At 48.9% G+C, this 11,612-nt stretch carries 14 protein-coding genes; 12 read left to right on the top strand and 2 right to left on the bottom strand.

Annotation, left to right across the window (positions count from 1 at the left end; all coding sequences use genetic code 11):
* The 12 genes from WBV27_RS01420 to WBV27_RS01365 all read left to right on the top strand — a co-directional run.
* On the top strand, positions 1 to 197 hold a 197-nt coding region (locus tag WBV27_RS01420), incomplete at its 5' end, for a DUF2508 family protein (RefSeq protein ID WP_424198763.1).
* A gap of 307 nt (positions 198 to 504) precedes the next feature.
* Positions 505 to 945: a MarR family winged helix-turn-helix transcriptional regulator gene (locus WBV27_RS01415; protein ID WP_424198761.1), complete on the top strand. Its 441-nt coding sequence runs from the start codon at positions 505 to 507 to the stop codon at positions 943 to 945.
* Positions 942 to 2,762 (top strand): ABC transporter ATP-binding protein, encoded by a 1,821-nt coding sequence (locus tag WBV27_RS01410; RefSeq protein ID WP_424198759.1) that lies wholly within the window; start codon positions 942 to 944, stop codon positions 2,760 to 2,762. Before WBV27_RS01415 ends, WBV27_RS01410 begins: the two co-directional genes overlap by 4 nt.
* A 393-nt stretch (positions 2,763 to 3,155) precedes the next feature.
* The gene (gene tmk, locus WBV27_RS01405; protein WP_424198757.1) at positions 3,156 to 3,797 is read left to right on the top strand and encodes a dTMP kinase; all 642 of its coding nucleotides are present in this window, start codon (positions 3,156 to 3,158) and stop codon (positions 3,795 to 3,797) included.
* 64 nt (positions 3,798 to 3,861) lie between these two features.
* On the top strand, positions 3,862 to 4,191 hold the full coding sequence (locus WBV27_RS01400; protein WP_086630095.1) for a cyclic-di-AMP receptor: 330 nt from the start codon (positions 3,862 to 3,864) through the stop codon (positions 4,189 to 4,191).
* 14 nt (positions 4,192 to 4,205) lie between these two features.
* Complete coding sequence (gene holB / locus WBV27_RS01395; RefSeq protein WP_424198755.1) at positions 4,206 to 5,195, top strand: DNA polymerase III subunit delta'; 990 nt, start codon at positions 4,206 to 4,208, stop codon at positions 5,193 to 5,195.
* A gap of 25 nt (positions 5,196 to 5,220) precedes the next feature.
* On the top strand, positions 5,221 to 6,012 hold the full coding sequence (locus WBV27_RS01390) for a PSP1 domain-containing protein (RefSeq protein ID WP_424198753.1): 792 nt from the start codon (positions 5,221 to 5,223) through the stop codon (positions 6,010 to 6,012).
* Positions 6,013 to 6,070: 58 nt separating this feature from the next.
* Entirely contained in the window at positions 6,071 to 6,421 is a 351-nt protein-coding gene (locus tag WBV27_RS01385) for a DNA replication initiation control protein YabA (RefSeq protein ID WP_068562380.1), read from the top strand.
* Positions 6,422 to 6,589: 168 nt separating this feature from the next.
* Complete coding sequence (locus tag WBV27_RS01380) at positions 6,590 to 7,342, top strand: tRNA1(Val) (adenine(37)-N6)-methyltransferase (RefSeq protein ID WP_424198751.1); 753 nt, start codon at positions 6,590 to 6,592, stop codon at positions 7,340 to 7,342.
* Positions 7,329 to 7,619, top strand: coding sequence for a GIY-YIG nuclease family protein (locus tag WBV27_RS01375; protein WP_424198749.1), 291 nt, complete (start codon positions 7,329 to 7,331; stop codon positions 7,617 to 7,619). Before WBV27_RS01380 ends, WBV27_RS01375 begins: the two co-directional genes overlap by 14 nt.
* Positions 7,620 to 7,667: 48 nt before the next feature.
* On the top strand, positions 7,668 to 8,540 hold the full coding sequence (gene rsmI / locus WBV27_RS01370) for a 16S rRNA (cytidine(1402)-2'-O)-methyltransferase (RefSeq protein ID WP_424198747.1): 873 nt from the start codon (positions 7,668 to 7,670) through the stop codon (positions 8,538 to 8,540).
* Positions 8,541 to 8,556: 16 nt separating this feature from the next.
* Entirely contained in the window at positions 8,557 to 9,579 is a 1,023-nt protein-coding gene (locus tag WBV27_RS01365) for a YdcF family protein (RefSeq protein WP_424198745.1), read from the top strand.
* 351 nt (positions 9,580 to 9,930) lie between these two features.
* Here the strand turns inward: WBV27_RS01365 and WBV27_RS01360 are convergent, their stop codons facing one another.
* Positions 9,931 to 10,821: an HAD family hydrolase gene (locus WBV27_RS01360; protein WP_424198743.1), complete on the bottom strand. Its 891-nt coding sequence runs from the start codon at positions 10,819 to 10,821 to the stop codon at positions 9,931 to 9,933.
* Between the two features lie 222 nt (positions 10,822 to 11,043).
* A complete protein-coding gene (mscL, locus tag WBV27_RS01355; RefSeq protein WP_424198741.1) occupies positions 11,044 to 11,439 on the bottom strand; it encodes a large-conductance mechanosensitive channel protein MscL in 396 nt (131 codons plus the stop codon).
* Positions 11,440 to 11,612 lie beyond the last annotated feature (173 nt).

Here is an 11,612-nt window from a genome sequence, read left to right as displayed (position 1 = left end):
AACTGCAGCAGAATGCCTATGATTTGCCGGAAGATTTGCGTATCTTCGAGAAGATAGCGGAAGCGAAATATCTGTTCCTGCTGCGGGAAGCCAAAGAAAGACAGATCCAAGCGGATATTTCCGCACCAAAAAAAGCCAAGCAATTCCGTTGGCGCAAGCGCACGAACCGCGCGGAAGATATTTTCCATTCGGAATGACAAAGAACCAGACCGGCGGCGGTCTGGTTTTTTTGCGCTCTTTAAACATTAGTGAATCAGGAGAAAACATGAATAAACCGAAAAAATTCATGTTTTTGCGCCGAAATGTGATCGAAAACATGAATAATTCGACAGAATTCATGTTTAGAGACCAAAATGTTGTCGAGAACATGGATAATCAACAGATATCCATGTTTTCCGCTTGTCGGAACACCTAGCGCAGGCATTTTTGTTGCAAAATAGTTAGGTACCTAATATAATAAGGGAGAATAGATAGGTACCTAACTATCTGGAGGAGGAAAGCATTATGGAAGAACAAAATAAAGATGTCATCGGCAGCGCGATGAAGCTGATGCGCACGCTGCGGCGCAAGGAAAATCCGGCCAAGCACGAATCACGCGGTGCCGGGCGGCTATTGCGGGTATTGCAGGAAAACGACGGGATGAGTTCACGGGAATTGGCAGACCAGATGGGGATCCGGCCGGCTTCCTTGACGGAGATGCTGAATCGGCTAGAGGCTGACGGGATTTTGACGCGCCAGCCAGACCCGGCTGATCAGCGCAGAAACAGGATTTTTATCCAAGAAAAGGGGTATGTTTTATTGAAAAAAATGAAGGCAGTGCGCCAAACGGAAAGGGAGCACATCAATCACAGCTTGACGTTGGATGAGCAGGAACAATTTGTTGCGCTCTGCGAAAAACTGACAAAATCCTTGGAGGACTTCAGAAACCAAGCGGGTGAGCAATGATGGGCGGCAACGGGTTCAAAGGGGGCCGCGGCGGTTTCCTGACGGAGGAAGAAAAACAGAACAGCCCTAAAATCACGGCGCCGTTACTGAAGCGGATGTTCAGTTATCTCGTTCCTTATTGGAAGCAACTGATCGTCTCCGTGCTGGCAATCATCACCTCGTCGGTATTCGGCGTGTTTCCGACGATCCTGACAGGCCGCATCATCGACGAAGGTCTGCTGCAGCAGGACCTGCCTGTGCTGATCCGTCTGATCGGCCTCTCGTTCGGGGTGTTGATCATCGCCAATCTGATCAGCGTCGTGGAGAGTTATGTCAATGTCTGGATGGCGGAAAACATCACTTTTGACATGCGCAACAAAATGTACAGCCATCTGCAGCGGATGTCGCACCGGTTCTTCACGACCAGCAAGCAGGGAGACATCATCACCCGCATGACCAGCGATATCGGCGGCGTGCAGAGCGTGCTGACGGGTACTTGGACGAGCATCCTGCAGAATTTCGCGACGTTGACGGTTGCGCTCGTCACGATGTACACGAAAAGCCCATTGCTGGCGACGATAGGCATCGTGGTGGTGCCGTTGTTCATCCTGCCGACGAAGCGCGTGGGTAAAAGGCGTTGGGAAATCACTTTGGCTTCGCGGAAGCACAATGACGACATCAACCAGATCCTGAACGAAACCCTCAGCGTCAGCGGGCAATTGCTTTCAAAGCTGTTCGTCACGGAAAACTACGAGTTCGACCGCTATCAGGAGGCGAACAAACAGATGATCCGCTTGAACATCAAGGAAAGCATGGCAGGCAAATGGTTCCGGGTCGTGATCAACGTCTTCACGAACATCGGCCCGATGCTGATCTATCTGGTCGGCGGGATTCTCATCATCGAATACGGCAACACGGATCTGACAATCGGGGACATCACCGTCATGGTGGCGCTCCTGGGCAGGATGTACGGGCCGGTCAATTCGTTGTTGAATATCCAAGTCGATGTGATCCGCTCGATGGCGCTTTTCGACCGCATCTTCGAGTATTTCGATTTGCCTGTGGAAATCGACAACCATCCGGAGGCGCTCAAGCCTGATTCGTTTACAGGCGAGCTGGTTTTTGAAGAGGTTTCCTTCCACTATGATCCGGAACAGCCGATCTTGAATAACGTCAGCTTCGAACTGAAACCGGGATCATCCGTCGCCATCGTTGGGCCTTCGGGAGCGGGCAAGTCCACCATCATCAACCTGATTCCGCGACTGTATGATGTGACAGGCGGAAGGATCCTGTTGGACGGCGTGGACATCCGCAAACTCGATTTGGCTTATCTGCGCCAGCACATCGGAGTGGTGACGCAGGATACGTACTTGTTCAACGGCACGATCAGAGAGAATCTGCTTTACGCCAAGCCCGATGCCACGCAGGCCGAAATCGAAAAAGCTTGTAGCGAGGCCAATATCCACGCGTTCATCAGCGGACTGCCGAAAGGCTACGACACCGTCGTGGGCAACCGCGGCATGAAGCTTTCCGGCGGCGAAAAACAGCGGCTTTCGATCGCCCGGATCATCCTCCGCAAACCGGGGCTGATCATCTTCGACGAGGCCACTTCCTCCTTGGACTCCATCTCCGAGCATGCCATCCAGGAAGCGATCGAGCCGATCCTTGCCAAGAGCACGAGCTTGATCATTGCGCACCGTCTTTCGACGATCCTGTCGGCTGATGAAATCTTGGTGCTGGAGAAAGGCAAAATCGTTGAACGAGGCGACCATGAAACGCTCGTCAGAAAAGGCGGAATCTATACGACGCTGTACAATACGCAGATGAAGCAAACATAGGAGTATCAAGAGGGGCGCCCATGTGGAATGGGGTTGTCCCTTTTTTTGTGGGGATTGGCGGATGTTGGCCGAAAACATGAATAAATCGAAAGAATTCATCTTTTGAGGTCAAAATGTGGTCGAAAACATGAATAAATCTCGGGTATTCATGCTTAGAGGCCGGAATGTGGTCGAAAACATGAATAAGCAACAGGTATTCATCTTTTCGGCCTGACGGCACACGCAATTCAGGCACACTCGGAGCCAAAAACATTTTCCTGGTTCTGTTTTCGGAAAAAGCCGACAACGGCAATTAATTGTTGCAAAATTGACAAAGCTATATCGGATTCATCTGTATAAAAAAACTTTCATTTAGCGTATAATGGAAGTATTAGAATCGTAGGAGTGTGCAAAGTGAGAGGGATTTTCATCACAATCGAAGGGCCGGATGGCTCAGGCAAGACAACCGCGTTGCAGCAAGTAGTGCCGCGTCTGCAACAAGAGATGAACCGTAAAGTAGTAGCGACGAGAGAACCGGGTGGAAGCCCGATTGCGGAAAAGATCCGCTCGTTGATACTGGATCCTTCGCATACGGACATGGATTCTAGGACAGAAGCTTTATTGTATGCGGCAAGCCGCCGCCAACATCTGATCGAAAAGGTGTTGCCCGTTTTGGAAAGTGGAGACGTCATTTTTTGTGATCGTTTTGTCGATAGTTCAATCGCTTATCAAGGCTATGCAAGAGGCATCGGTGAAGAGGGTATCCGTGAAATCAACCAATTCGCAACAGGAGGTCTCGAGCCGGATGTGACGTTGTATATCGATGTCCCGGCGGAAGTAGGCATTCAAAGGATCCATGCGAATCTGGGCGAACGGGAATACAATCGTTTGGATCAAGAAAAACTCGACTTCCATGAAAAAGTCAGAGCCGGCTATCAGCAATTGGCGAAGGCTAATCCGGAACGGATAGTGGTCGTCGATGGCACGATGAGCCGTGAAGCTGTAGCGGAAGCGTGCTATCACATCATCAAAAACAGATTTCCAAGCTATTTTTAGAGCAAGATCATTTGCCAAGCATCACTGATCAGCCTTTTCAACATACAGAAAGTGGGGATTTGTTATGAAATTAATTATGGCTATAATTCAAGATAAAGACAGTGCTATCCTGTCCGATGAGTTGGTGGAAGCGAACGTCCGCGCTACGAAATTGCCTTCTACAGGCGGTTTTCTGCGCGCCGGCAATACCACTTTCATGATCGGTGTGGAAGACGAACGGGTTGATGAAGTATTGCAGATCATCAAAACCAACTGCGAAGCGCGCGAGCAATTTGTAGCGACACCAGTAAGCATGGATGTGCCGTTGGACAATGCAATCGCCTATCCGATGGAAGTGCATGTAGGCGGAGCGACCGTGTTTGTTTTACCGGTAGATAGTTTTCACAGATTCTGATGACGAAGGAAAGGATGGATGGTGTGACACAGCTTTTGATGAGGCAACAACCGGAACTGCTCGAAAGGTTCCAACGGACGATTCAGGAAAAACGGCTGGTCCATGCCTACTTGTTTGAAGGGGCACGTGGAACCGGCAAAGAGGAATTGGCGCGTTGGATAGCCCAAACACTCTTTTGCGAGGAGTTGCAGGATGGTCAGCCTTGCGGACACTGCAATCATTGCCTTCGGATTGCTGCAGGCGAATTTCCCGATGTGGCGGAAATCAGTCCGGATGGCAACACCATCAAAGTCAACCAAGTCCGTGAACTGAAGGCGGAGCTTTCCAAAAGCGGGATGGAAGGAAGCCGCAAGGTCTATCTGATTTATGACGCCGAAAAAATGACGGTCAGTGCTTCGAACAGCCTGCTTACGTTCCTGGAGGAGCCGCAGAATGACACGTACCTGATTCTGATGACCACGGCCAAGGAGAATATCCTGCCGACCATCCGCTCGCGGTGCCAAATCGTCCATTTCCAGGTCGTCAATAAGCAGGCGTTAGGGGAAACCTTGGAGGCGCAGGGGATTCAGCATGAAAATGCGGCGCTGTTGGCGGCCATCACCAATAACCAAGAGGAAGCCCTGTTGCTGAACCAAGAGGAAAGCTTCCACGAATCCAAGAAGCGGACGTGGGCTTGGTTCCAACTGATGACCGATAAAAATCCCCAAGCATTTGTGTTTGTGCAGACCGACTTGATGGACGGGCTGAAGGACAAAAATGATGGGCACTTCTTTTTGGACTTGCTATTATTCTATTACCGTGATTTACTGTATACCAAGTACAGCAATAAGCAAGCTATCGTCAACAAAAATCACGGAAAAGATTACGAGCGCATTGCAGAAAAACTGCATCCTCAGGAAATCACCCGGCATATGGAAAATATCCTCAATGGAAAGAAACATCTGGAAGCAAATGTTCAGCTCCAAGGGGTACTGGAAGAGATCGCGCTCGGGAATAGCCTATAGATAAAGCTTCTGGAGGAGAAAGAAAATGAAAAACGTAATTGGTGTTCGTTTTATGCCTGTCGGGCCCATCTCTTATTATGAAGCAGGCCAGACAAAGTACAGAATGGACGAAAAATTGATCATAAATAATGGGAATGCTGTCGATATTGGCCAAGTCGTCATTGTCGATAAAAAAAGCAATGAAGAAGGCGGCATCCTTTCGCATAAAAACATCATCCGCATTGCGACCGAAAAGGATCTCGAGCAGGATGAAAAGAATCGCGCGGAGGCGAAAGAAGCCTTTGCCGTATGCAAGACGAAAATGAAGCAGCTGAAATTGGAGATGAAGCTGATCAAAGCGGAATACACTTTCGATCGCAGTCGTTTGACTTTCCATTTCAGTTCGGAAGGCCGGATCGATTTCCGGGAATTGGTCCGCGAGTTGGCGGCTGTTTTCCGCACGAGGATCGAATTGCATCAGATCGGCGTCCGCGATGAGGCCAAGATTCTGGGAGGAATCGGACCTTGCGGAAGAACGCTCTGCTGCTCGACCTTCTTAGGTGACTTTGTGCCGGTTTCAATCAAGATGGCGAAGGATCAAGGTTTGTCCTTGAATCCTACCAAAATATCCGGTTTGTGCGGGCGTTTGATGTGCTGCCTGAATTATGAGAACGATACGTATGTTTCCCTCAGAAAAGCGATGCCTGATTATGGGCAGGAAGTGCTGACGCCTGAGGGCAAGGGGAAAGTTGTGGAATTGAATGTGCTCAGTCAAGTCGTCAAAGTGCGTCTGTTCGAGCACAACAAGACGGTTGAGTTTGCCAGTTCAGAATTATAGAATGTTAGATCTGCACGATAAGATTGAAAAATAAGTATGGAAAATGCGAGTGGATAAAATGGATAAACGTGCCTTGTATGACCAATTCCATCGGGTGGAAAGCCGTATTTCATCGATGGGAGCAGATGTTAAAGAGATTCAAGAGAAGATGGATGACCTGATAGAAGAGAACGCAAATCTTCAAATCGAGAACCAGCATCTGCGTGATCGGATCGATTTCCTTACGAAGGAAAAAGAAGATGCGCAGAAGCAAGAGCCAGAAATGTCGAAGTCCCGTCTGAATTTACAGAAGCTGTACGAAGATGGTTTTCATGTCTGCAATGTTTATTATGGTTCCCGCCGTCTTAATGATGAGCCCTGTGTTTTCTGTATCGATGTCATCTACGGCGAAAGAGATCGGAAAAACTAAAAGTATGCCGCAACTGCGGATACTGTCAACAATTGATGGATGTATGACTGGCAGAGGCGGGGACAGAAGTCCTGGCCTCTGTTTTGAGGATAAATGCAATGGCTATGCGGGCTGAAGCTTATTTCAGTTGCTGCATGTTTGATGATATATAAACAAAGGGGAATAGGAATGGAAAATGTATTGAAGGAAGGCGAAAGGTTGGATGTGCTGAAAAGGGAAAACATCCAGATCATCCAAAGTTCAGCCGTGTTCTCTTTTTCGCTGGATGCGGTGCTGTTGGCGGATTTCGCGGAATTGCCGCGCGTGAAGCCGGCAAAGATAGTCGATCTTTGTGCCGGGAACGGGGCAGTCTCGTTCCTGTTGACGGGGAAAACCAAGAACCCGATCGTCGGGGTGGAACTGCAGGACCGGTTGGTGGATATGGCCCGCAGGACAGTCCAGCTGAATCAGTTGGAGGAGAAGGTTTCCTTCTTGCACGCGGATGTGAATGAGGTGACCCGCTTCATCAAACCGGATTCTGTTGACGTCATCACCTGCAATCCGCCCTACTTCAAGCTGACCGAATCCAGTTTCACGAATGAATTGGATGCTTTTGCGATTGCGCGGCACGAAATCCATCTGACGTTGGACCAATTGATGAAACAGACGAGCCATCTGCTGAAGATGAAAGGCAAGGCCTATTTCGTCCATCGGCCGGATCGTTTGATGGAGATTCTGGAAACGATGCGGAACAACCGGATCGCGCCCAAGAAACTACAGTTCATCTACCCGAAACAGAACAAGGAAGCGAACATGATCCTGATCGAAGGCATCAAGGACGGCAAAGAGGACGGTTTCCGTGTGCTGCCGCCGCTCGTTGTGTACAATGAAGAAGGGGAATACAGCCAGAAGGTAAAGGATGTCCTCTATGGCGAGCAGTGAGCACTACTTTTATGTGCTGCATTGCGGAGATGACTCGTTCTATGCCGGCTACACGACGGACACGCTTCGGCGCGAACAGGAGCACAATAAAGGCATCGGCAGCAAATATACCAAGGCGCGCCGCCCTGTCCGAATGATCTACAATGAAGTATTCGGCTCCAGAGCGGAAGCGACCAAAGCAGAGGCGGCATTCAAGAAGCTGAACCGCAAGCAGAAAGAGAATTTTTTGAAGGTGCGCGGGGTCAGCGTATCCAGCTCTGAACCGGGCGGGGTTTAGCGGGTTGCCAGAGCCACCAAAATGAATCGAAATCAGAGGAGAACAAAGATGCAACTGCAAAAAAGTTATGAACAGCACGAGAGCGGAACGCTTTATTTAGTGCCGACACCGATCGGCAATCTGGAGGATATGACCTTCCGTGCCATAAAGATACTGCGCGAAGTGGATCTGATCGCGGCTGAGGACACGCGCAATACGCGGAAATTGTTGACGCATTTCGAAGTGGATACGCCCCAGATCAGCTTCCACGAGCACAATACCCAAGAGCGCATTCCGCAATTGGTGGATAAACTCCTCGGGGGCCAATCCATCGCTCAAGTGAGTGATGCAGGGATGCCTTCGATCAGCGATCCGGGCCATGATTTGGTGCGCGCCTGCATCAACGCAAACGTGCCGGTTGTGCCGTTGCCTGGAGCCAATGCCGGTGTGACCGCATTGATTGCTTCCGGATTGGCACCGCAACCATTCTACTTTTTCGGCTTCTTGGAGCGCAAGAAGAAGGATCAAGTGGCCCAGTTGGAGTCGTTGAAGAACAGAGAAGAAACGATGATTTTCTATGAATCGCCTTACCGGTTGAAGGAGCTGCTCAAAAATATCGCAACCGTGATGGGTGAAGGGCGCCAAGTCGTCATCTGCCGCGAATTGACGAAACGCTTTGAGGAATTCATCCGCGGTTCGGCGGATGAATTGGCTGCTTGGGCCGAAGAAACGGAAATCAGAGGGGAAATCTGCCTGATGATAGCCGGCAATGATAACCCGGAAATGCCTGTTGAACAGACATTTGATGACCTCAGCGTCGCCGAATTGGTGGAAAAGCTGATGTCGGAACAGGGGCTTTCTTCCAAAGATGCGATCAAAGAGACTGCAAAAATCAGGGATATGAAGAAACAGGAAGTGTACCAAGCTTTCCACGGCTTCTAAACAGGAGGGATGACCGTTGCTGTTCTATTTACTGAGTATATTCTCGTTAGGCGGGGTCATGACACTCCGGAGGATGGGGAAAAACCGACAATTTCAAAGCTACTTGCTGGTTGCGGCGCTGCTGTTCCTATTCGTGGGGATGCTGCAGGGCAACGACTCGCCCCAAGTGGCGTGGATCCGTTATGCGGTGATGCTTTTCCGTGTTTTGTTTGGCTTGATTTCACCGTTCGCTTTCCTGTTTTTTGGACTGGCGCTTGTCTTCAATGGGTTGCTGTTGCTCAAAAAAGAGGGCTGGGCCAAACGGTACGGCCTGTTGGTCGCGGTGGGCGCCTTCATTTTATTGATGGATTTGCTGTTCCTGCTGAATTATTTTGTGTTCCATCATTACCTGATCTGGCGCTTCATGCGCTTGATGGGCTACTTCATCATCTATTTCGGTGTGGTGCTGATCTTGTTTTTTATCGCGACAGCCTTTTACGGCCTCATTCCGGTTTCCTTGGATAAAGATTTTATCATTGTCCTGGGAGCGGGATTGCTGCCGAATGGCGGCATCAGTCCGCTGCTGCAGAGACGGTTGGACAGAGCAATCCGGTTTTTCAGGCATCAGACAGAGCGCACGCAGAAGCGGCCCTGCCGTCTGATTGTGAGCGGAGGGCAAGGGATAGACGAACCTTTTTCCGAGGCGTATGCCATGAAACGTTATCTGATCGAGAAAGGCATCCCGGAAGAACTGATCCTTGAGGAAGACAAGTCCGTCAACACGTACCAGAATTTTCTGTACTCCAAGGGCATCATGGATGCTTATAAAGAAAGCTACAAATGCCTCTTCATCACGAACAATTTCCATGTGGTCCGCAGCAGTCTCTATGCGCATCGAGTGGGATTGGAAACGGACGGTTTGGGCGCCTGGACGCCGCTTTATTTTTTGCCTTATGCTTTTCTGCGCGAATTCATCGCTGTTGTGTTCATGCAGATCAAAGCACACACGCTATTGCTGGCGCTCGTGCTGGTGTTTGGATTGTGGAGGATCTATTTTTGACAGGGGAAAATTATTTTTTATATGAATGCATCGATCCACCGGATTTGACGCGCAAAAAAAGGGGCTGTAACAAACCAGAACAGGATTTTCTGGTTTGTTACAGCCCTTTTTTGTATGGGAATTGAATTTATGCTCAGAGAAAACCCGCCAAAAGCATTTTGGTGGGGAAAAACGCTCTCGGACAACAAGAGATTCCCCGCCGAAACCACCTTGGCGGGGAAAAACGTCCGCGGACAACGCGAGATTCCCCGTCGAAACCATTTTGGCGGGGAAATCTGCTACGAACTCGAACACCAAACCACAAAGAAGGGGCTGCCTCATTTGAGAGATAGCCACTTACTCCCGCATTTATTAAAGCAATCCTTCTGATATCAATTGATTCAAGCCATGATAGACACCTTCATCATCATTGGAAGGCGTTGTATAGTTTGCCACGCTCTTGGCGTTGGGCAGCGCGTTAGCCATTGCGAAGGAGTAGGGTCTGCCGGAAAGCATGGAGATGTCATTTTCGCTGTCACCAAAAACAGCCACTTCTTCATTGGAAATGCCAAGTTTTTCCAATAAGGTATCCAAGGCTTTGCCTTTGCTGATGCCTTTTTTGGTGATTTCAAGCTTCCTTTCATCAGAAAAGACTAATTCGTAATCATCATGCAGACCTAAATGAGGCAATGATTGCGTTACGGCTTCCATAAAATGCGGGTCTTGGCTGATCGAAATTTTGTTGCAAGAAGCTGGCGCGTCCTTCAGATCAAGGATCAGTTTTTGTTCAGGATAGCCGTCGCGCATATCGCATAGCCAACTGTACATGCCGCTAGCCCAAGGATAATCGTCGGGCAGTCTCATTTCGCCGCGGATCTTCTTCTTTAAGGCATACAGTGAATCCGGCAAATAGGTGTACAGGCCGGCATCCTGGGAGAATTGGATCTCAACATTGAATGTACGGAAGACGGTTGTGACTTTTTGGATGTCCTGGGAATCCATTATCCCTAATCTTTCCCTGGTTTGAGAGTTGCAATCATAAATGGAACTGCCGTTTACATCAATCAAATAACCTTGATGGGAATCCATCTTCAGTTTCAGGGCATCCGGCATCAGCCGCAAGTAACTTCTTCCGCTTGCCAATACCAGCGTGATGCCTTTTTGCTGGAGCGACAGGAGGAGTTCCTGGGTTTTGGGACTGATGGCGTGGTCAGCCGTCAACAAGGTACCGTCCATGTCACAAACAATCGCTTTTATGGGCATTATCTATCCACTTCCTTTTTTTTGAATAGGATAGCATACTTCTTCCGGTAAATATATGTCGGTTGATGATCATTTCCAAAACAAAAGCAGCCAGATTGGACATATCATGAGCACCAAATGGGATGTTAAGTGGATGTTCGTTACTATTATAGCGCGCATTTCCGTTAAGATGGGGCGAAAAAAGCCGCCTCCATATTCGAGGCAGCTCCTATGTGCTGATTCTTATTCAGCTTTTTTGTTCTGATTCACCATCAAATCACGGATCTCTTTCAGGTAAAGTTCAACAACCGGTACTTCGGCTTCAACTTCCATTGGCTCTTCAGCAGGCATTTTGCCTTTGAGTTTGTTGATTACTTTGATCATTAGGAAGATGACAAGGGCAATCAACAGGAAGTTCATTACGGCTTGCAGGAAATTACCATACGTGAAGGTTGCCTGTCCGATCTTGAAGGAGAGGCCCGTCAAATCTGCGTTGCCGGTCATGGCCACGATGATCGGTGTAATGATATCTTTTACTAATGAATTGACGATTGCTGTGAATGCACCCCCGATGACAACCCCGACTGCAAGATCAAGAACGTTCCCGCGCATAATGAAGTCTTTAAATTCTTTCAACATATTTTCCACCTCCGTTTAAGATAATTATATTTCAACTTCATTGGGATAGCAAAAATAAGAACTCCAGCGGATAATATTTTTATGTTTTTCTAACGACCGGTCGATTTGACGTAGGCTGCTACCGGATAATCCTCGATCGGTAAGCTACTTTCTTTGCCTTGCGCCAATTCGGC

It is taken from the genome of Trichococcus sp. (assembly GCF_049589555.1).
GTDB lineage: Bacteria > Bacillota > Bacilli > Lactobacillales > Aerococcaceae > Trichococcus.
This window is presented reverse-complemented; position numbering and strand designations above follow the sequence as displayed.